Genomic DNA, 19,927 nt, shown 5'->3' with positions numbered 1-19,927 from the left:
GATGGTGAAGATCGCACTCGTGACGGGTGCCAACAGGGGCATCGGACTGGCGACTGCTCGACGGCTCGGCCGGGACTGCGACCATGTGATGCTTGCCGCTCGACGGCGCGACGCGGTGGCCGAGGCGGTGGACCGGCTGTCGCTCGAGGGCTTCTCGGTGAGCGGCCTGATCATGGATGTCACCGACCACGCATCGGTGAGGGACGCCGCCACCGAGGTTGCCGAGCGCTTCGGGCAGCTCGACGTTCTGATCAACAACGCGGGAATCCTGCCGGAGGCTACCAACGCCGACCCGAAGGAGGCGCTCGACCTGGCGATGTTCCAGCAGACCTTCGCCACAAACGTTCTCGGCCCGGTCGCGGTGCTGGAAGCATTCCTACCGCTCCTGCGCAGGAGCCCGGCAGGGCGGGTCGTGAACGTCTCCAGCACAATGGGCTCATTCGCCCATCAGACCGATCCGAACTCACCGTGGCACCCGATGGTCGTGCCGGCCTATCAGTCCTCCAAGGCGGCTCTCAACGCGATCACGATCGTGTTGGCCAAGGCGCTGGCGGACACCTCGATCAAGGTGACGTCAGTGTGCCCCGGCTGGGTACAGACCGATCTCGCCCCCGGCAACAGGGATCAGGCACCCGTCACCCCTGACGAGGCTGCCGACATCATTGCCCGGGCGGCGACCTTGCGTACCGGCGACGCGTCCGGGACGTTCATCGACGCCGGTGGGCAGGTGAAGTGGTGAGGGCCTCGGGCGGAACGGGTTGTTGACGAGTCGGAGGCCGAACGGGCTGACTCGCATCGACAGGGATCAGCGGCGGCTCCAGGCCGATGCCGTCTGGGCTCCCGGAGCACCCGACGTCCAGAGCAGATGCCGGCCGCTGCCGTCGGCATCGGCGATCCAGATCCGTGGAACGCGAGGCCCGGGATAGCTGCTCCGCGCGTCGCTCTTGTAGGCCAACTGTCTCCCCCGACGGCGACCAGGTCGGATCCTGGTCGTCGCCGGCGGTGTGGATGATCCGGACCGGGCGTCCGGAACCGTCGGCAGGCATCGTGTAGATGTCGGAGTTCCCGGCAGTGCGGCGTCGGAAGGCGATCGTCGAGCCGTCGGGTGAGAACGCCGGATCCGCGTCGTTGCTGCCGACGGGAGTCAGTTGTCGCGGAGCGCCATCCCCGGTGATCGGCGCGCTGAACAGGCCGCCACCGCCACCCCTGTCGCCGGGCGCGGCCCAGTACACCAGCTGCAGACCGTCCGGTGAGAAGGTCGGATCGTCGGCCCGGTTGCCGGTTCCGATGGCGATCGGCCGGATGATCGTGCCGTCGGTGCGCATCAGGTACAGCCCGTACGCGCCGTTTGCGGCACGGCACGGGACCGCGATCATGGTGGGGTCGACGGGATTCCACGCCCCGCGGAAGTAGCCACCGGCACACACCGGGTTGCGATCGGCGAACCGGTCGGAATCGGCTTCCCCCTTCCGGGCAGCGGCGATCCGGTAGTCGCGGTTCTGGTCGTCGGGACCGGTGATGTAGAAGAAGGTCCTCCTGTCCGGCGAGAGCATCACGCTGCTCGATGCGCCGGCATCGTGTGTCAACCTCTTGACCGGTGAGGACTTGCGGGTGTCCGCGAGGTACAGCTCCGTGGTGCCAGCGGTCTCCATCGGAACGATCAGCTCGGTCCCGGCCAGCGCGCGGGACGCGGGGAGCGCCCGGGCGGGCGGACCGGTTGATGATGCCGAGGGCCGGGTCGATGACGGTGGTGACGACGCAGTCGACGGAGAGGTCTGGGCTGCCGACGTGCTGGGCGGGGGCAGGGTGGACCCGCCGCCAGCGTTCGGGCGATTGTTCAGCGCGATGATGCTTGCGGTGACCACAGCTGCGGCAGCGAGCACCGAGCCACCTGCAATGAGCACACGACGAGATGGCCGCGGCAGCCGGTCAAGCATCGAGGGGCGCGGGGCGCGGTCATCGGCGTCGACCGGCTCGACTTCAGGCGGCCGTGGAGGGATCGGTTCGGGTTGCGGCGTCGGTTCCGGCTCCGGGATCGGTTGCGGCTGCGGCTCGGGCTGGGGCGTCGGCAGCGGTCGCGGTTCCGGGCGAGGCATCGGTTCCGGTTCACCGACCGGCCGCGGAACAGGTTCCGGCTCGGGAGGCGGCGGCTCGGGTTGGGGCGTCGGCAGCGGCTCAGGTTCCGGGGACGGCTCCGGTCCCGGCATGGGATCCGGCTCCGGTTGCGGCACCGGTTGCGGTTGCGGCTGGGGTGTGGGCTGGGGAGTCGGCTGGGGAGTCGGAATGACGTCCAGTCGGGCCTGGAGAGCACCCATCGCAACGTCGTGTTTGGGATGGGTGTCCAGCGAGGTCGGCACGCCGAACTCACGCTGCAGCAACTCGCCGACCAGCGGAATCCGCGAGCTGCCGCCGACCAGTACGATCGCGGAGAGATCGGACGGCTGCAGCCTCGCCGACCGCACCGCCCGGCTGGTTGCGGCCACGGTGTCCCGCAGCGCCGGCCGGATCAGGGCCTCGAATTCCGACCGCGTCACCCGGACCGATGTCGTCAGTCCCGGTAACGCGACCGGCACCACAGCATCGACGTCGACCGACAGCGCTTCCTTGGCCTCGACACAGTCCCGACGCAGCCGCGTCAGGCCGACCGTCACCGCAGGATCGTCAGGATCGAGGTCGTACAGCTGCCCGCCGAACGAGGCGGTCACCTGCTGGAACAACGCCTCGTCGAAGTCGACCCCGCCCAACTGCTCGATCCCCTCCGGCGTGCCGAGCATGCGAAATCCGTCTGCGGTCTGTTCCAGGACGCAGACATCGAACGTTCCGCCGCCCAGGTCGTAGACCGCCAACCGCTGTCCCGGCTCGACCCGGTTCCGGCTCGCGTACTGTGCCGCCGCGGCCTGCGGTTCGGGACAGGTGTGGATCTCCTCGAGGTCGGCCAACTGGCCGGCCTGCCGCAACAAGTCCAGTTTGTAGGGCCCCCAGTTGGCTGGATGGGTCAACACGACCGAAGCCGGCGGCGCCCCGATCCGTTCGGTCGTGATCTCCACAACCCAGCGCAGGAGACGGGCGGTCAGCGCCTGCGGCGAGTACGGCGAACCTCCCACCAAGATCGGGACATGATCGCCGATCCGGCGCTTGAACTCCCGCACCAGCCGGTCGGGTTCGGCGAGTCCGCGTCGTTCTGCCGCCTCACCGACCAGGAATTCGCCGTCCTCGTTCAGAAACAACACCGACGGGATCTGCAGCGCACGATTGCCCAGACCCACCATCGACGGCGTACCGTCGTTGTCGACGGCCGCCGCGGTATAAGTGGTGCCCAGGTCGACACCGAGTCGGTACGAGCCGGATTGCGGCGCGTCCCGGCGACTCGACGGCGAAAGTTCTGACATCCCGGCGCCTCACTGATCGGCCCGTCCGCAGCTGGTCGACTCCGCCGGTCCGGGCACTCTCATGGTAGGGCCGGGCAGTCCGCCCAGTGCGCGGCCGGAGGGGAAACCGCCCCTTCGGGCAACGGCTGCCGGAGTTGATCATCCCGGCGAACGACGCGCCCGTCAGACCGCGGAATGAAATCGGTGCCGGTACCGAAATGGCCGGTGCCGACGGCGGCCCGCGGGAATAGACTCACCCATGTCTTCGGGTGCGGGTCGGGGGTGCCGGCAATGCCTGTGTTGTCAATACAGCAGATCTTTCAGGCTGCACGCGAGGCCGGCTTCGACCCACACCAGGCGGTCACCTGGACCGCGATCGCGTTGGCCGAATCGTCCGGCCGCACGGGTGCAGTGGCCAGCCAGGGTGAGCACTCGATCGGTCTCTGGCAGATCAACGTGGCCAGCGGCGTCCGCAAGAACACCTTCGGCGACCTCACCGATCCCGTGGTGAACGCCCGCGCCGCCTATCAGATCAGTCACCACGGCACCGACATGCGTCCGTGGACAACCACCCACGACGCCAACAAGGGCACGGCACACGACTACCGGCACTATCTGCCCGAGGTCGAGCAACTGATCGGTGTCCAGGGCGACGGACGCGGCGTCGCGGGTTACGGCGCGCCACTGCCACCGCCACTGCATGCCGGCGGTTACGACCAGATCGACAGCGGCCGACCGCTGGCAGCCGTCGACGAGTCCGCCACAGCAGGTACAGATCCCGACGGTCAGCCGACGGTCGACAGTGATCATGACGGGCTCACCGACGAGTTCGAGAAACTCGTCGGCACCGATCCGACCGTCGCCGACACCGACCGGGACGGACTGTCCGACGGCTACGAGGCGGTCGTCTCCCACACCGATCCACTGGCGGCCGACACCGACCATGATCAACTCACCGACCCGGCGGAACTCGTCGTCGGAGGCGACGCCGGCCGGCTGCCCGGCGTCGGCGGCGTTGTCGGCGCCGGACCACTGGCGATCAACGTCAATCGCCCGGGCCGGGACTCCGACCAGGACGGCATCCCGGATCGCATCGAGACGCTGGTCGACCTCGACCCGCGTTCGGCCGACACCGATCATGATCGACTGTCCGATGCGACGGAGCTCGCTCACGGAACCGATCCGACCCTTGCCGATTCCGATCATGACGGCCTGACTGATGAGTTCGAGATCGCCAGCCGGCTGGATCCCCTGACAGCAACGGGTTCCGCCACCCAGACCGTGCCGCGGTGGACCCTGCAGACGGCTCTGGCGCACCAGGCGGCCGGATCGCCAACTGTGCCGATGCCGGACGCCGGTCCGACCTGGGCCGCCTCGTCGGACCCGGCGGCGGGAGCCGATGTCGCAGCCGACGACGGCGCACTGCGGACCTTCCTCGACGCGGCCAAGACGCAGGCGGGTGACTCCTACGTGTACGGCGCGACCCCGTCGTTGGGCAATCCCGACCCGAAGGCCTTCGACTGCTCCTCGCTCACCCAGTGGGCGGCCCATCAGGCCGGGGTGAAACTGCCCCGGATCGCCGAGGCCCAGTACATGGATCTGAAGTCCAAGGACATGCTGATTCCGGTCGACAAGGCGCTCAAGACGCCCGGTGCGCTGTTGTTCTACTTCTCCGAGGAACCCAAGGGTCCGCTGCCCGCCGGACAGGCGCACGTCGCGATCAGCCTCGGCAACGGCAAGACGATCGAAGCCAAGGGCAGCGCGTACGGAGTGGGCGAGTTCCCCGCGAAGGGCCGGTTCAACTACGCCGGTCTGATCCCGGGCATCTCCGACGGAACGGCCGAGCCGCCGGTCGACCCCGATCAACTGCCGGACGCCGACACCTTCTCGATCGACGCGCCGGCGCCCTTGGCCCAACCACCCGCTGACGTGCTCCCGGGCGTCGACGGCAATGATCCTGATCATGATCACGACGGGCTGACCGATGCCTTCGAGAAGCTGGTCGGATCGGATCCGCGACTGGCCGATACAGACCACGACGGGATCTTTGATGGGCGGGAGGCGATGATCACCCACACCGACCCGCTGTCCCCCGACACCGATGGTGATCACCTCTTGGATGCCCAGGAACTGGCGACCGGCGGTGATCCCGGCAGGATCGCCGGGGTCGGTGGCGTGGTGGGCACCGGGAGGCTGGCCGAGAACGTGCGGGTGCCTCATCGGGATTCCGATCATGACGGGATCTCCGACCGCATCGAGCGGCTGCTGGGAACCGATCCACACGCAGCCGACAGTGATCATGACGGGTTGTCCGATGCGATGGAACACGCTATCGGCAGCAATCCGCTGAACGCCGACAGCGACTCCGACGGACTGCTCGACGGTCTCGAGGCGCGCTATCACCTCAATCCCCTGGTCGCCAACGGGCTCGGGCCCGGCGCGACCGAGGACGGAACCACCGACGCGGTGAACGACGGGGACCCCGGCTCCGTCTTCGACCACGGATGGTGACCACCCAACCATGGAGCAGGTATGGAGACCGTCGTCTTCGGCGAGAAGATCCGACGCCCTGAGCAGCGCGGTCTGGTCCGCGAGCGACTTGTCGGGCGACTGACCGATCCGCTGGGACCCCACCTCGGCCTGGTCCTCGGCCCGGCCGGGTCGGGCAAGACCACGCTGCTGAGCAATGTTGCCGGCACGGCGCAACACAGCGCCTGGTATCGCGCCGCCGCCGAGGACGACGACGAATCCGCGCTGGTCCGTCATCTCTCCGCAGCACTCGGCACGGCACTGGCCGAGGACAAGATCATCGACTGCGCCGGCGGATCGCTGAGCCTCCTGATCACCAACCTGCAGACGATCGCCGACCGGCAGGTCGTTCTGGTCATCGACGATCTGCACGAGCTTTCCGGGACGACCGCCGAGTCCGCCCTGGAGCGCTTCCTCCAACTGCGACCACAGGCCGTGCGGGTGCTGATGGCCGGGCGGCGTCCACCATTGATCAACACCTCACGGCTGTTGGTCTCCGGCGACCTGGTGCAACTGGACAGCGATGATCTTCGCTTCCGGTCCTGGGAGGTCGAGGAGCTGTTCCGGGCCGTGTACGCCCACCCGATGTCTCCGTCAGCGGCTGCGGCACTGACCCGTCGAACCGGAGGGTGGGCGGCCGGCCTGCAACTGTTCCACCTGGCAACCAGCCGACTGTCCCGACCCGACCGGGAGCGCGCCGTCGAGGAGTTGAGCGGACGCTCCCGGCTGATCCGGTCCTACCTCGCACGCAACGTACTCGGCGGGCTCTCCCCGCAACGCCGGCGGTTCCTGTTGCAGACCTGCACGCTCGGTGTGATGACCGGAGAACTCTGCGACGCGTTGCTGGACACCGACGGCAGCGCGGCCGTGCTGGATGAGCTGGAGACGGAGCAGTTCTTCACCACCAGCATCGACGGCGGACTGAGCTATCGCTATCACCAGGTGCTGCAGACCTATCTCGAAGTCGTCCTGGTCGACGAACTCGGCACTCGGACCGCACGCGCCGTCTACGCCCGCAGCGCCGAGTTGCTGGAGAGGTCCGGCCGGATCTCGGCCGCCGTTCGCGCGTATGCCCGTGCCGAGGACTGGACCGCGGTGGGACGGTTGGCGCCCCAGCTGGGCGCTGCGGCGCCGACCACCGGCGACGGGCTGCGCGGAGCGATCGGACTCACCAGGGTCCCGGACGACCCGATGCTGGCCCTGGCGGCTGCCCGGCGCATGTTGCGCAACGGCCGGATCGGCAAGGCGGTCGCGGCATACCGCCAGGCGGAGTCGTTGCTGGACGACCCGGACTTCCATCGCCGGTGCGCCACCGAACGAGCGGTCGCAACGCTGTGGCTGCCGGAATCCGGCGGGTCCCGGGCGGAGCGAACCTGGGGCGGCTATTCCGACCGGGCCGGGCGGGTCTCGGCGGAACTACGGAACGTGTTGCATCCCGGCCGGCACAGCGAACCCGTGTCGACACCGATCGCCCGCAGTGTGGCCGCGCTGTTGGCCGGAGATCGGCGTACCGCGCTGCCGGAACTTGATCTTGCTGCAGCCCACGCGGCTCCGGACAGCAGCGAACAACTCGCTGTCCGGCTGCTCGGTCAACTCGCTGCGGTCGGGCAGCAACCGGTGGACACAGTGTTGATCGAACTCGACGAGATCGTGCTGGACGCCGACGCCGCCGGACAGCCGTGGCTGTCCCGGATGGCTCGCGGGCTCCAGGCCGCTGTGCTGCTGGTGCATCACCCCGATCAGGCCAGGATCACCGCCGCCGAACAGGTGATCATCGAGTGCGAGAGCAACGAGGATCCCTGGGGTGCCTGCCTGCTGGGCTGCGTGGTGGGTGCGGTCCACCGCAGGGCCGGCCGGCAGGCCCGATCGGAAGAGATGCTCGACGCGGCCGTGCGCCAGGCCGCCGCGCTCGGTGCACCGATGGTGGCACGATGGGTTGCCGACCGCCGGTTGGACGCGCTGCTGGTCGAGTTGCCCGGCCTGCTGCCGGCAGCGCCGATGATCAAGGAACGGCCGATGATCGCGTTGAACTGTCTGGGTGGCTTCTCCCTGCAGGTGGACGGTGTCGAGATCGAATGGCGCAAACTGCGGCCCCGGGCACAGTCCCTGTTGATGTTGCTGGCCGGTCGGTGCGGCCGGGAGGTGCATCGGGAGGAGTTGATCGACAGACTGTGGCCCGATGCCGGTGCCACGTCGGGCACCCGGAGCCTTCAGGTGGCGGTGTCCAGTGTCCGCCAGTGCCTGGTCGCTGCCGGGTTGCGCGAGGGTGGCATATGTCGGCGCGGGGACAGCTATGCGCTCCGACTGCCCGACGCACATGATCAACTCGGCCGCTTCGAGGCCTTGGTGACCGAGGCAGCTCGGTTCGAGGCCGCCGATCCCGATCGCGCACTCCGGTCCCGCCTGGAGGCTTTGGAGTTGTACGGCGGGGATCTGCTGCCGGAGGTCGGTCCGGCCGAATGGGTGGTCGAGGAACGTGACCGGCTGCGAATCCTTGCCGCCTCGGTCGCGGTGGACGCCGCGCGCCAGGCGGCGGGCTCGGGCGATCTGGCGACAGCGATCCGGGTCGCCCGGCGATCGATCGACCTCGATCCGTACAGCGATCCGGCATGGCGGCTGTTGATCAGCCTGCAGCAGCGTGCCGGTGATCACAGCGGGGCCCAGATCAGCCACCGCGGGCACGCCCGGGTCAGGGCTGATCTTGGTCTGCCGGCATGACGCGGACCCGCCGACGCACGTGCGCCGGCGTCGCGGCTTCCAGGACGTCCTCCAGCCGTGGCAGGTCGACCGTCCTGCCGTTGCTCGGATAGACCACGACTTCGATGGTCGGGACGTCCTCCGCGGACAGTTCACCCTCGGGCAGCGGCTGGTCCGGTTCGGCGGCCCAACTCGCGGCACCCGTCTCCAGCACCTCGCAACGCAGGTCCAGTTCGGCGCTGACCGCCCGCTCGATGCCCAAGCGGGTGCCCCGGCGGATGTGCAACTGCTGTGCCGAGGCCAGCAGCGAACGGAGCCGTTCCGGATCGCCGCCGGCCGGTAGCTCGTCCTCCTCGCTGATCAGCCCGACCCACCCGCCGAGCCAGGCGAGCATGTCGTCGGGCGTTGTGTCCAGGTCGAGATAGGCCGGGAAGGAGTCGAGGCTGAGCATCACGGGCGCCAGCACTTCGTCAAGTCCCTGACACAGACCTGCGGCGAACGGGTCCGCCCGCAGCATGGCCGGCAGGGTATCGGCCAGTGGAGCAGGGTTGGACAGTCCGTCAACAGAGCCGCGCATCGTCGGTCACCCGACCCTGACCTGGTGGTCGAAGGAATAGACCAGGCCCGTCTCGGGCAGGTCGAGTCGCTGCACCTGGCCACCACGGCGACGCGTCGCATCGGCCGGATACAGCGTCACCTCGACGTCGCGGGACATGTCGACTCCCGGAATGCGGGCAAGTGCGGCATTCACCTCATGGACCTGGACCGAGCGGCCGAACGGCCACCCGGTGCCGTCCGGTCCGCCGGTCAGCGGGTCGAACCACCCGTACAGCGCTCGCAACACGTCGAGCCGCACCTGGGCAGGATCGAAACGCGACCGGGCGTTCACCCGGACCACGGCAGTGAGCCAGCTGTAGTCGGGTGGCTGGACGATCAGCCGGGTACCGACCAACCTGCGGGCGTCGAGAGTGGCCGCGATGCGTTGCAACATGGCCGGAGGCGGGTCGAGATGTGGCCGCTCGATCCGGCCGACCTCGTCCCCGACCAGCTGCGGCACCACCAGCACCCGTACCCCGCCCGGCTGATCGGGTTCGGGCATGCAGTGCACCCGGGCGGCGTCCGGCGCGACGTCGCGGGCCAGCTGCTCGAAGTCGTCGGCGGTGACCGCGCGGCCCCGGGAACGTAACAACAGCGGGCCGCGGATCCGGGCGTCGTCCAACGACTCCCCCTCCGCGCCACCTACCGCCGGTACGCGGTTGATCACCCGGGCGACATAGGGGACGCTGGTCTTGAGCACGACGACGTGACCGCGGGCCACGTTCCCGACCCGCCCGCCACCGGTGCGATAGGACTCCATCCGGAGCACGGCTCCCCCTCGGCGGCACGGCGCCGTAATGCCGCAGATCGCCGTCGGCCATCCGCACCGCCGGCCCGAACTGGGCCTCGCCGCCGTACGGGTCGACCCGGAAGTGCTGATCATCGGCACCCGACTGGGCGAAGTGCTGGACCTGATGCCAGGTCTGTTCGCCGGCACCGGCATCACCGTCGGTGATCACGGCGACGCTGCCCGGCTGGTCGGACTGGACCACAGGCCGGCGCTGCAGGCCGAACCGCTGCCCGGGGGTGCCGTCCGAGACGCCCAGCACCTCGTGATGGACGACCTCGGCATGCACCATCGGGGCCGTGCCACCGATGGTGAACGCAGCGATCCGGGTGATCACCGGCGAGGCCACATAGGTCGGCTGGTCGGGAAGTGCGTCGATCAACCGGCAGCGCAGCCAGCCGCCCGTTCCCGGGCAAGGATCGACGCAGCGTGGTTCTCCGGCAGATGCAGCACGACGTCACCGGCCTTGTTCAGTCCGCCGGTGGTGTCGGAGTCAACCTCGCATTCGGTCCATCCGTCGTCTGTCCACGCCTCCCACACCAGCGGTGGCCGTTTCGGATCGACGCCGCGTCCCGACACCACGCATTCCATCCGTAGTGTGACCGCGCAGCTGGGTACGGCGTTGTCCAGTCCGATCAGCAGCGCATCGCCCGGCCTCGGCGTGTCGGAGAAGCAGCGGAACCCGGCCGGCCCGGCCAGCGCGGACGTGGTGTTCACCGGAGCCGCACCGTTGGTCTGTGCCGCCGCCTGCGCGAAGGAACAGGGCAGGATGTTCAGGTCGCGGCTGGTGCAGAAGACCACCGGCTCGCTGACGTCGGTCCGGGCGGTGGCGACCTGGGTCTCGGCCCGGACAAGCACCGGCTGCGGCTGCGGCGCGGCCAACCAGAAGGTGACCGTGCCCCGGGCGGCAGCCGGCGGCCGCAGCTCGACGCCGATCAGTTCCAGGAACTTGATGTAGTGCAGATCCGGGACCCGGTTCAGCCGGTAGATCAACTGGTCGACCATCTGGGCGAACGCCTCGATCAGCGTCACCCCGGGATCGGAGACGTTGTGATCGGTCCACGACGGGCAGCGTTGCTGGACCAGGCGCTTGGCGTCGTCGACGAGATCCTGGAACCGGCGGTCGTCGAGGTTCGGGGCGGGCAACATGATCAGGTGCCTTTCGTGATCGCAAGCTTGTCATCGGCGGCACGCTCGTCGGGGATGACGTAGAACGGGAAGACCAGGTTTCGGGGATCATTGGAGCCGCGAACCCGATAGCCGACGTCGACGTACACGGTTCCCGACTCCAGGGCCTCGAAGCTGACCGAGACGTCCAGCAGTTCGATCCGCGGCTCCCACCGTTCCAAGGCGATCCGCACGTCGTAGGCGATCTGGCCGGCCGTTGCGCTGGTCGCCGGACCGAAGACGTGATCATGGATCCGGCAGCCGAACTCCGGACGCATCGGACGCTCCCCGCAGGCCGTGCCGAGGATCAGCCGGATCGCCTGTTCGATCTCTCGTTCTCCTCTGACCAGGCCGACGCCGTTGGTCGCGTCGGTGCCAAGCGGGAACGACCATCCCGCGCCGACGAAGTCGACGTCCATCATCAACCTCCGATCATCACCGTCGGGCACCCCATCACGATGGGGGCACCGCAGCCTGCCATGTCGCCCATCCGGGCGGCCGGCAGGCCACCGATCAGGACGGTCGGGCATCCCGGCGGAACGATCGTCGACGGCGGGTGCACCGCCGGTGGCGGGAAGGAACAGATGTGCGGAGTGCCGACCGTTGCCGCGGGCATTCCGCCGATCAGTACCGTCGGCACGCCCGGTGGGCCGATCACCCCGGGATGCCCGGTCGGGTCACCGACCCGTGCTGCCATCGGCATGATCATCTCCTTCCTCGCGTTCGGTGATCACTGTCTGCTGCGAGCCTCAGTTGATCTTCACCATTGCGGCGGACACCGAGCACAACGAGCCACCCTTGATCTCGGTGGTGGCACTGCCCTCGAGTTTCGAACTGACCCCGGTCAGCTTCAGCGACGGGCCGCCGTCGATGCTCACGCCGTTCGTCGCCTTGACCGAGATGTCGCCGCCCTTGAGTTCGAGTGAGGAGGTGGCCGCGTCGATGCTGATGCCCTTGCTGCCTTCGATCGCCACCTTGCCATCGGCGTGCACGGTGATCGTGGTCTGGGTGCTGTCCAGGAAGATCAACAATTTGTCGTCCGAGGTGGCCATCCGGATGCCTTCGGAGCGGTCGGAGTCCAGGAGATCCAGCCGGTGCCCTTTCCGGGACACCATCGAGCGCCGGTTGACCGCTCCGCTTCCGGAGTCGACCAGGTCGACCGGCCCGGAGGGTGGTGTGTCGAGACCGTTGAACAGGCCGCCGATCATGTACGGCCGTCCGAAATCGCCCTGTTCGAAGCTGACCAGGACCTCGTCGCCGACCTCCGGCAGCACCGTCCAGCCGCGGTCCGCACCGGCCGAGGGCTGAACGGTCCGTGCCCAGTCGCTGACGTAGTCGTCGGACAGCCACGGGAAGGTGAGCCGGACCCGGGCGGCGTTCTCCGGATCCTGGATGTCGCTGACCACGCCGACCACGACGCCGGGCGGAGCCTGTGGCACGCGACTCCTGCCTCCGGTCAGGCCGAGCAGGCTGCGGTCCTGACGGCCGCTGACCGTGAAGGCCGTGGTGTAGCCGGTGGTCGGGTCGAACTGGTGCCGGGATCGGGTCAGGACGTACTTGCCGTCGAACGGGTCCCCGAGTTGGTCGATCCGGATCGCCGCCCCGGCCCGCAGTTGCGGATTGCCGCGCGCCGTGGCCTCGAACTCCGCGAACGTCCCGGCGATCTCCTCGGCCAGCGCCTTGGCTGCGGTGTCCACCTCGGCCTGGCTGCGGTAGGGCACCGACGCGGCGACATGGGTGGGATCGCCGAAGGCATTGGCCAGGTCGGCCGGGCTGACCGCGGTCAGCTCGGCGCTGGTGGTCTGCGCCGGTGCGTTCGCCTTCAGCGCCTTCTTGGTGGCGATGTCCCAGCCCCGGACCTCGACCTCCTTGACCTGTTCGGCCGAACTGATCACCGATCGGAAACTCAGCAGATCCTTGCCCAGTTGGAGGACCAGCGGATTGCGGGCGGCGTCGGCCGATGCGCCCGGCGCGGCGACTGCCTGCGTCGGCGGGCCGAAGGTGAACTTCTGGTCCCTGACCGCGACCTCGAACCCGGTGTCGCGGGCCAGCCGCTCGAGCACCTCCCAGTCGGTCTCGCCGGCCTGGCTGAGCTGCGGGTAGACGGTGGTCGTCGAGGTCACCTCGCCCACGGCGAGACCGGCCCGTCGCGCGATGGTGGTGGCGATGTCGGAGGCGGTGGCCTGGACGTAGCTGACCGTCCGCCGGCCGCGGAACAGCCGGTGCGCCGGGTCGTAGCCTCTGATCACCGTGAAGGTCCCGGTGCTGTCGAACTCGGCCTCCAGCGCGGTGATCTCACCGTTGATCAACTCCGCCGGAGTCTGCGAATCGGCGGTCAGCACGCTGATCTTGGCCTTGGAGCCGACCTTGGCACCGGATTTGCTGATCACCACCCGCCCGGGGTCACGGAACCGCAGCAAGAACAGGTCGGGCAGCCGTTGACTGTCGTCGACGACGGCCGCAGTGAGTAGCGGCGTCACATCCTCGGGCAGCGGCTGCCCGTCGATCTCCACCAGGAAGGTGCTGCTGATGCTCATTCGACGGCCGCCAGTTCTTCGGGGGTGGGCAGCAGCAGGGTGCTACCGCTGGGGACCCGCATCGGGTCATCGATGTCGTTGTAGCGCGCCAGTGCGCGCCAGCGGGTCGGGTCGCCGTATTCGGTGTAGGCGATCGAGGCCAGGGAGTCACCGGCGATCGTGCGGTGCACCCGGCGGACGTCGTGGCTGCCGGAGGTCGGATTCTGCCGCCAGGGCGCTCCGGGCATCTCCTCCATCTGTACCGCGCAGCTGGCCCGGATCGGTGTGCCGTTGCTGCTGAACAGCGTGTACTTCGCGGTGACCGAGGTGACGAACGCGGGGAAGCTGGAGATGGCGCCCCAGTGCAGCACCACCAACGGCGGCGACGGCTTCTTCTGCCCGGCGCTCTCCTCGGTCGGCACCAGGCAGGAGAGCAGTTGCTCCACGGCGGCGACGACCGAGCCGTTGGGATTGTTCGTCGCATCGAAGAACATCTCTACGTTGAGCTTGCAGGGTTCGGATCCCGAGAACTCCGGCGGGCCGGCGGTCTTCGCGCCCTTGGCGGTCTTGCGTTCCCATTTGGCCGTCTTGGTGATGGTGACTTCCTTCGGGTTGAACTGGAAGGGAACCTTGCCGCGTTCGGCACCAGGCTTGCCACCGCCGTCCGCGGCACCCTTGGCGTCGTACAGGGTCAGATTGGCGCGCTGCATCGAGGAGGAATCCTTCGACGACTGGCCGTTCGCACCCTGGTCGCCGGGCTTGGGGAGCGATCCGCCGGCGCCGGTCATCAAGGCGATCGGTTGGTTCATCTCATGCCCCCGGAAGGAAACCGTGGTGGGCGAGTTCGATCGTCTCGGTGGCGATCTTGGGCGATTCGGGGCTCAGGCTCGGTCCGCTCCACCGCACCGGGATGACGCCGTCGAGGTGCCAAGTGGCGACCACCGACTTGTCCGCGCGGCGTGCCTCGATCGTGGCGGTCTTCCGGCTGACACCGTTGGCGAAGCCGGCGAGCCAGGCGGTGAGTTTGTCGCTGTCCTCGCCCACCGGGCGGGAGAGTTTGATCGTGGAGTACTTGATCCGGGTTGGCAGCTGCCAGACGAAGCCGTTGTTGCCGCCCTCCTCGCGCTGCTCGATCACCACCTCGCAGCCCAGCCCGTCACAGCTGTTGAAGTAGCCAAGATCGTCGTCGTCGATCCTGACGGTGAAACACACGCTCACTGCGGGATCAGCGTTGCTCGTCGTCACGGTCCCTCCCTGCTCTGCTCGTGGCTGTGGCCGAATCGATGATCATGATCGGACGTCGGTGATCAGGCCGGCGCGCTCCCGGTCCAGCCACAACTCGGCCTTGATCCGGGCGGACAGCGGTTCGAAGAGCCGCCGGGCCAGTTCGTCGACGCTTTCGGTCGTGCCTGCCGCCGCGGGCGGTGCAGAAGCCGGCAGACCGGGAGTGGGTGGTGCGGAGATCGGCGCCGGTTGGGAGGCCGACTCGTCGGTCGCCGATCGCGGAGCCCCGGAGCCTGGTGCCGTGGTGGATTCGTCGGTCCGGGAGACCTCGGTGGCGCGTTGCACCGGCAGGTCCGGCTGTCGGGGTCCCGATGCGTAGCTGCCGAACATGGTGTCGAAGGACATCGGTCCGCTGCGCTGCACCGGCGCCGGAGGGGCGACCTCCACCGGCTTCGGTCGAACGACCCGGATCGGATCGGTCAGCAGATTGTCCGGACCTTCGCCCGGATGAGGGCCGGCCTGCTGCACGGCACTCGGGCCGGGGCTGATCGGCCGGGACGGCGTCGGGTTCGGTGCCCAGCTGCGTTGCAGGTGTGGTGTCGTCGGGCCCGATGTGTGCCGGCCGGTCTGCTGCGCCAAGGAGTTGCCTATCGCCGGGCCGTTGGCACCCGGGGTGATCATCGGCAACGGCATCTCGAAGCTCGTCGAGGTGAGCGGTGTGTAGCTCCCGCCGATCGCGCCGTCGTCAGGGTCCGGTGCAACGGGCATGACTTCGGCGGACACTGGCTCCTCGGCGATGAGGTCCATCGGGATGGGCTCGATCGGGATGTGCTCGATCGGCATCGGGTCGACCTGCAGCGGGTCGGACGACCGGTTCATGACCGATGCGGCTGCCGCTGGTGGACTCTGTGGCGTCCACCGCTGGACCGGCGGGATGATCGACAGTGGCGTGGCCAATGGCCCGGATCCGCTCAACGCGTCGCCCATTCGCATCGGATGGTCGGGACTTGGCACCGGGCGTCCGTGATCGGGATGATCACTGCGACGGCCGGCGGCGACCTGGTCCTGCCGATAGCTGATCCGCTGCGCGGCGGGAGCCGGCAGATTCGAAGGCGCTGAACCACGCAGCAGCGATCGGGACTCGGGCAGCAACGGTGGGGTCTGCGACCAGAGGCGCGCCACGACGGGCTGCGTGACGGGCTGTTGGCCGCCGACGACGCGATCCCGGTCGGGCTGTTCCGAGGCCGAGTGCTGGCGATCGGAGTGATGGCGATCGGAATGATGCCGGTCGGGTTCAGCGTGATCGAGTTCAGCGTGATCGAGTTGATCATGGTCGAGGAGATCATGGTCGAGGAGATCATGGACAGGTTGATCATGGTCGAGGAGATCATGGTCGAGCTGATCACCACCGTCGACTGTGCCACCCCTGCTGCCGGCGGGCATGCGCTGGACCGGGATCGGCCGTAGCGGCACCGCTGCCGAGTCGGATACTGCCTGAGCCCCATCCGCGGTCGATCCCCCCACGACGGGCTCCGAGCCCAACGGTGGCGCCGGTTCGAGCGGGACCGCAGGGGAGGTCGCAGAGACGACCGACGGAGGCCGCGGCGTTGGTCGCGGTGTCGGCCGTGGTGTCGGTCGTGGTGTCAACTGTGGCGTGGACGGCAACGGCGGTGCCGGCGCCGATGTCGAGACCGGCGTTGAGGCCCTCGCCGGGGCCAGGGTCGACCGTTGGACGGCCGGAGGGACTTCCGGGATCGCCGGCCGGCGCACAGCGTCCAGGGAAACCGACTCGTCGGCGGTGATCGCCATGATCGCTGCTGCGAATCCGCTGAGCGGCGCCGTTCCATCGGGCTCCGTGGCAGGCGCTGGAGTCGGGTCGGCGTCCGGTCGACCGGGGGCCACGATGTCCGGCCCGGCGGGGATCGGTTGCGGAACGGTTGGCGGTGTGGGCGGTTGGCCTGCGGGCACCGACGACTCGATGGTGCGCTGAAGGGCGCGCATCGGGTCGGACCGGCTCACCGGCGGATGATCTTCCGTGGCCGCGTGATCATCAGGGGTGCGAGGGATTTGGCGCTCGTCCGGGCTGTCATCGCGTGCCGCCTCGCGCGGCACGGCGCTGAACGAGTCCGCAACCACCTCCTGGCGTTGCACCGTGAAGCCACCGTTGGGCGGTGTCGTCTCTGCGATGTGCTCTTCCCCGTCGCCGGATCCGGACGGTAGGACGGGTGACCGCCTGGGCACGGCGAGCCCACTGACCGATCCCGACGGCTCGCTGTGATCGACCAGATGCCCGAGATCACCCAACATGCTGGGGTTCCGATAGGCGGTCAGGCCGGACGTGAATCGGTCCAGCGGTGCGACCGGTTGCAACTGCAGCGGTACCGCGCGTTGCAGGGTCGGCAACCGGGACCAAGCCGGCTCGGGGGTGGCGCCCGAGAGATGATCAACGGCCGGGGCCGACCGGGACACCGCGACCGGGTCGGGGCGCGCGTCGCGCAACGGCCACCAACGCCACTTCATGATCAGTTCTCCGTAAGTTGATAGGTGGCCCTGTGGTGCCGGGTGTGGCTGATCAGTTCTTGCGCTCGTTCGTTCCCGAGGAGTGGCCGCCCGGCTCCGCGGGGCACCCTGACTGCTGATTGAGACGTGCGGGTAGGTCGCTGGTTACGGAGATGTCGGCGGGGTGTTCCACGGGCCGTGTCACCACCAGGACCGATCAGTAGGAGCACATGTTGGAAGCAAGAAGACTTCGAGTGTGGGTCGGCGTCGACGTGGGCAAGGCTCACCACTGGGCCGCTGCTGTGGATGAGAGCGGCACGCAGGTGTGGTCGGCCAAGATCGTCAACGACGAGACAGCGATTCTTGATGCGATCGCGACAGCGCTGGAGCTGGCTGAGCGGGTGTCGTGGGCCGTCGACATCAGCGGCACCTCTTCGACGCTGCTGCTGGCGCTGTTGGCGGCTCATGGCCAAGAGACGGTCTACGTGCCCGGCCGCACGGTCAACGCGATGACAGCCGGCTACCGCGGTGAAGCCAAGACCGACGCCCGCGACGCGTTCGTGATCGCTGAGACCTCCCGGCTGCGGCACGACTTCGCCCCAGTCCAGGTCAACGCGCAACTGGTCGCCGAGCTCCGCTTGCTGACCGCCCATCGCAACGACCTGGTCGCTGACCGTGTCCGTTTGGTCAACCGGCTGCGCGATGTGTTGACCGGCGTCTTCCCCGCACTGGAACGGGCCTTCGACTATTCCTCGCACCAAGGTGCTGTGGTCTTGCTGACCGGTTACCAAATCCCCGACGCACTGCGGCGCCGTGGACAAAACAGGCTGGAATCCTGGCTCAGCAAGCGCGGTGTCCGCAATGCCGCCCAAGTCGCCCAGACTGCACTGGCGGCGGCCGCAGCCCAACACACCACCCTGCCCGGACAAGACATCGCCGCCCAGATCATCGCCGACCTCGCCACCCAACTGCTGAACCTCGATGACCGACTGGGTCGACTCGAGGGACAGATCAAGACCACGATGGCTGCCCATCCCCAAACCGCGATCATCACCTCGATGCCCGGCATCGGACCGATGCTGGCCGCTGAGTTCGTCGTTGCCGCTGGAGACCTCAACGCCTACCCCGACGCCGGCCACCTCGCATCCGCTGCCGGACTGGTACCCGTTCCACGTGACTCCGGGCGCCGCACCAACAACCTGCACCGACCCAACCGATACAGCCGCCGACTGCGCCGGGTCTTCTACCTCTCGGCTCAATCCAGCATCATCCGCGACGGCCCCAATCGGGACTTCTACCTCAAGAAACGAGCCGAAGGCCTCAGACACATCCAAGCCCTCATCGCCCTGGCCAGACGCCGCGTCAACGTACTGTGGGCACTGCTCCGCGACAACCGCACCTGGACTCCCACCAGCCCAACAAAAGCCATCAACGCAGCTTGACTTCGTCATTGAGACTCCTCGGCGCCGGCTCAGCCGCGCCGGATGCGGTTGTTCAGCGCGCCGACCTCCGCCACGTAGCGGCGACGCTCGGCATGCTCCAGATCGAGGATCGTGTCGTACGACCAATGCAGGTAGTAGGCGACGTACGCGATCTCGGAATACAGCCGGTCGGTCGCGTACGTCATGATTCCCCCAGGCGGCTGCCGGCGACGTCGACGGCGAACTGGTGTTCGCAGGCGGGGCAGCTGACCATCGCCCTGGTGTGACCCTCGGTGTTCACCCGCCGGTAGAGATCCTGCAGGAAGGCAAGATCGGTGGCGAAGAGGTCCTCCATGATCCCGGCGTGGACGTCGGTGATGCTGCCCAGCCGGGTGATCACCCGGGCCAACAGCACCACAGTGAGGTACGCCGGATTCTCCCGGACCCTGTCGTCCCGGAGCGGCACCAGTTCGTCGCGCGCCGTGGCGAGCCGCATCACCCCGTCCCGGTGCACGGTTCCTGAGGCGTCGACGTAGCCACGGGGCAGCAGGAACGGAAACTCCGTGCGAAGCGGCTCCGGCCGATGCTGATCAACCGCCGATTCGATCTGATCATCGACGCTCGGCTCAGGAACCGGTAGTGGGCCGCGTCGCATCACTCGACCTCGATCGACTCACAGGTCAGGACCAGCTTCTCCTGCAGATAGGAGGTGTCGCCGGCCTTCATTGATCCGATCTCCAGGCTCTTGGGCCAGGCGTTCTCCAGCTTGTACCGCTTGATCGGGTTGCCCTCGTAGTCGTAAACGATGATCGCCCCGCCCTTGCGGACGTCGGACATCTTGCCGAAGCGGGAGTCCTTGACCCAGCTCTCGAAGCTGGTGTCCTCACTCAATCCCCGGGTCAGGGTGATGTCGGGTGCCTTGGGTCGACCCGGCTGGTTGATGATCCGGTACTTGCCGTCCGGACCGTTCTCCTTGTACTGGACGACGTCCTGTTCGATCTTGAGCCCTGACACCTCGGTGATGCTCTTGATCGTGATGCCGTCGAACTCGAGTCCGAACGAGTGGGCGACGCCGCTGTTGCCGGTTGGCAGGGCCATGGCGGGAACCTCTCTCTTCTAGCC

At 68.2% G+C, this 19,927-nt stretch carries 18 protein-coding genes; 5 read left to right on the top strand and 13 right to left on the bottom strand.

Features of this window, described 5'->3' with window-relative positions:
- Positions 1-4 precede the first annotated feature (4 nt).
- Positions 5-739 carry an SDR family oxidoreductase gene (locus GJV80_RS21550; protein ID WP_154689657.1) on the top strand — a complete coding sequence of 245 codons (735 nt, stop codon included), beginning with the start codon at positions 5-7 and terminating at the stop codon, positions 737-739.
- Here GJV80_RS21550 and GJV80_RS21545 read toward each other — a convergent pair.
- On the bottom strand, positions 708-3,389 hold the full coding sequence (locus GJV80_RS21545) for an Hsp70 family protein (RefSeq protein WP_154689656.1): 2,682 nt from the start codon (positions 3,387-3,389) through the stop codon (positions 708-710). The two genes, GJV80_RS21550 and GJV80_RS21545, sit on opposite strands and share 32 nt — an antisense overlap.
- Before the next feature lie 270 nt (positions 3,390-3,659).
- Between GJV80_RS21545 and GJV80_RS21540 the strand changes: the two genes are divergently transcribed.
- Together GJV80_RS21540 and GJV80_RS21535 are read left to right on the top strand one after the other, a co-directional pair.
- A complete protein-coding gene (locus GJV80_RS21540; protein WP_154689655.1) occupies positions 3,660-5,879 on the top strand; it encodes an NlpC/P60 family protein in 2,220 nt (739 codons plus the stop codon).
- A 21-nt stretch (positions 5,880-5,900) separates the two neighbouring features.
- The gene (locus tag GJV80_RS21535; RefSeq protein WP_154689654.1) at positions 5,901-8,615 is read left to right on the top strand and encodes a BTAD domain-containing putative transcriptional regulator; all 2,715 of its coding nucleotides are present in this window, start codon (positions 5,901-5,903) and stop codon (positions 8,613-8,615) included.
- On the opposite strand, the gene GJV80_RS21530 is transcribed toward GJV80_RS21535, so the two are convergent.
- The 9 genes from GJV80_RS21530 to GJV80_RS21495 form a co-directional block, all read right to left on the bottom strand.
- Complete coding sequence (locus tag GJV80_RS21530; RefSeq protein WP_154689653.1) at positions 8,587-9,171, bottom strand: phage tail protein; 585 nt, start codon at positions 9,169-9,171, stop codon at positions 8,587-8,589. The two genes, GJV80_RS21535 and GJV80_RS21530, sit on opposite strands and share 29 nt — an antisense overlap.
- Positions 9,172-9,177: 6 nt before the next feature.
- Positions 9,178-9,951 (bottom strand): putative baseplate assembly protein, encoded by a 774-nt coding sequence (locus tag GJV80_RS24390; RefSeq protein ID WP_230207921.1) that lies wholly within the window; start codon positions 9,949-9,951, stop codon positions 9,178-9,180.
- A gap of 405 nt (positions 9,952-10,356) precedes the next feature.
- Positions 10,357-11,127 (bottom strand): putative baseplate assembly protein, encoded by a 771-nt coding sequence (locus tag GJV80_RS24385; protein ID WP_230207920.1) that lies wholly within the window; start codon positions 11,125-11,127, stop codon positions 10,357-10,359.
- Positions 11,128-11,129: 2 nt separating this feature from the next.
- The gene (locus tag GJV80_RS21520) at positions 11,130-11,594 is read right to left on the bottom strand and encodes a GPW/gp25 family protein (RefSeq protein WP_230207919.1); all 465 of its coding nucleotides are present in this window, start codon (positions 11,592-11,594) and stop codon (positions 11,130-11,132) included.
- Positions 11,567-11,848, bottom strand: coding sequence for a PAAR domain-containing protein (locus GJV80_RS21515; RefSeq protein ID WP_154689652.1), 282 nt, complete (start codon positions 11,846-11,848; stop codon positions 11,567-11,569). Before GJV80_RS21515 ends, GJV80_RS21520 begins: the two co-directional genes overlap by 28 nt.
- A gap of 46 nt (positions 11,849-11,894) precedes the next feature.
- Positions 11,895-13,682, bottom strand: a complete 1,788-nt coding sequence (locus tag GJV80_RS21510) for a VgrG-related protein (protein ID WP_154689651.1) — start codon at positions 13,680-13,682, stop codon at positions 11,895-11,897.
- On the bottom strand, positions 13,679-14,470 hold the full coding sequence (locus GJV80_RS21505) for a LysM peptidoglycan-binding domain-containing protein (RefSeq protein ID WP_154689650.1): 792 nt from the start codon (positions 14,468-14,470) through the stop codon (positions 13,679-13,681). Before GJV80_RS21505 ends, GJV80_RS21510 begins: the two co-directional genes overlap by 4 nt.
- A 1-nt stretch (position 14,471) precedes the next feature.
- The gene (locus GJV80_RS21500) at positions 14,472-14,906 is read right to left on the bottom strand and encodes a phage tail protein (protein WP_154689649.1); all 435 of its coding nucleotides are present in this window, start codon (positions 14,904-14,906) and stop codon (positions 14,472-14,474) included.
- A 42-nt stretch (positions 14,907-14,948) separates the two neighbouring features.
- The gene (locus GJV80_RS21495; protein WP_154689648.1) at positions 14,949-16,067 is read right to left on the bottom strand and encodes a hypothetical protein; all 1,119 of its coding nucleotides are present in this window, start codon (positions 16,065-16,067) and stop codon (positions 14,949-14,951) included.
- Between the two features lie 21 nt (positions 16,068-16,088).
- On the opposite strand from GJV80_RS21495, the gene GJV80_RS21490 reads away from it, so the two are divergent.
- Both GJV80_RS21490 and GJV80_RS21485 read left to right on the top strand, forming a co-directional pair.
- Complete coding sequence (locus tag GJV80_RS21490; RefSeq protein WP_154689647.1) at positions 16,089-16,352, top strand: hypothetical protein; 264 nt, start codon at positions 16,089-16,091, stop codon at positions 16,350-16,352.
- Between the two features lie 1,262 nt (positions 16,353-17,614).
- Positions 17,615-18,826 carry an IS110 family transposase gene (locus GJV80_RS21485; protein WP_154689646.1) on the top strand — a complete coding sequence of 404 codons (1,212 nt, stop codon included), beginning with the start codon at positions 17,615-17,617 and terminating at the stop codon, positions 18,824-18,826.
- A 29-nt stretch (positions 18,827-18,855) separates the two neighbouring features.
- Here the strand turns inward: GJV80_RS21485 and GJV80_RS23335 are convergent, their stop codons facing one another.
- Genes GJV80_RS23335 through GJV80_RS21475 form a run of 3 tightly spaced genes read right to left on the bottom strand, consistent with a single transcriptional unit; the run spans position 18,856 to position 19,903 of the window.
- Positions 18,856-19,011, bottom strand: coding sequence for a DUF6760 family protein (locus tag GJV80_RS23335; RefSeq protein WP_195909063.1), 156 nt, complete (start codon positions 19,009-19,011; stop codon positions 18,856-18,858).
- Positions 19,008-19,460, bottom strand: a complete 453-nt coding sequence (locus GJV80_RS21480; RefSeq protein ID WP_230207918.1) for a hypothetical protein — start codon at positions 19,458-19,460, stop codon at positions 19,008-19,010. The genes GJV80_RS23335 and GJV80_RS21480 overlap by 4 nt, the downstream gene beginning before the upstream one ends.
- Positions 19,460-19,903: a phage tail protein gene (locus GJV80_RS21475; RefSeq protein ID WP_154689645.1), complete on the bottom strand. Its 444-nt coding sequence runs from the start codon at positions 19,901-19,903 to the stop codon at positions 19,460-19,462. Before GJV80_RS21475 ends, GJV80_RS21480 begins: the two co-directional genes overlap by 1 nt.
- Positions 19,904-19,927 lie beyond the last annotated feature (24 nt).

It is taken from the genome of Microlunatus sp. Gsoil 973 (genome assembly GCF_009707365.1).
Classification (GTDB): Bacteria; Actinomycetota; Actinomycetes; order Propionibacteriales; family Propionibacteriaceae; genus Microlunatus.
Note: the sequence above shows the minus strand (reverse complement) of the source record. Positions and strands in the feature narration are given on the sequence as shown.

Coding starts and splice junctions, on each gene's coding strand:
- GJV80_RS21545 (WP_154689656.1), bottom strand. CDS start 3,389: ATGTCAGAACTTTCGCCGTCGAGTCGCCGGGACGCGCCGCAATCCGGC.
- GJV80_RS21540 (WP_154689655.1), top strand. CDS start 3,660: ATGCCTGTGTTGTCAATACAGCAGATCTTTCAGGCTGCACGCGAGGCC.
- GJV80_RS21535 (WP_154689654.1), top strand. CDS start 5,901: ATGGAGACCGTCGTCTTCGGCGAGAAGATCCGACGCCCTGAGCAGCGC.
- GJV80_RS21530 (WP_154689653.1), bottom strand. CDS start 9,171: ATGCGCGGCTCTGTTGACGGACTGTCCAACCCTGCTCCACTGGCCGAT.
- GJV80_RS24390 (WP_230207921.1), bottom strand. CDS start 9,951: ATGGAGTCCTATCGCACCGGTGGCGGGCGGGTCGGGAACGTGGCCCGC.
- GJV80_RS24385 (WP_230207920.1), bottom strand. CDS start 11,127: ATGTTGCCCGCCCCGAACCTCGACGACCGCCGGTTCCAGGATCTCGTC.
- GJV80_RS21515 (WP_154689652.1), bottom strand. CDS start 11,848: ATGCCGATGGCAGCACGGGTCGGTGACCCGACCGGGCATCCCGGGGTG.
- GJV80_RS21510 (WP_154689651.1), bottom strand. CDS start 13,682: ATGAGCATCAGCAGCACCTTCCTGGTGGAGATCGACGGGCAGCCGCTG.
- GJV80_RS21505 (WP_154689650.1), bottom strand. CDS start 14,470: ATGAACCAACCGATCGCCTTGATGACCGGCGCCGGCGGATCGCTCCCC.
- GJV80_RS21485 (WP_154689646.1), top strand. CDS start 17,615: ATGTTGGAAGCAAGAAGACTTCGAGTGTGGGTCGGCGTCGACGTGGGC.
- GJV80_RS23335 (WP_195909063.1), bottom strand. CDS start 19,011: ATGACGTACGCGACCGACCGGCTGTATTCCGAGATCGCGTACGTCGCC.
- GJV80_RS21480 (WP_230207918.1), bottom strand. CDS start 19,460: ATGCGACGCGGCCCACTACCGGTTCCTGAGCCGAGCGTCGATGATCAG.
- GJV80_RS21475 (WP_154689645.1), bottom strand. CDS start 19,903: ATGGCCCTGCCAACCGGCAACAGCGGCGTCGCCCACTCGTTCGGACTC.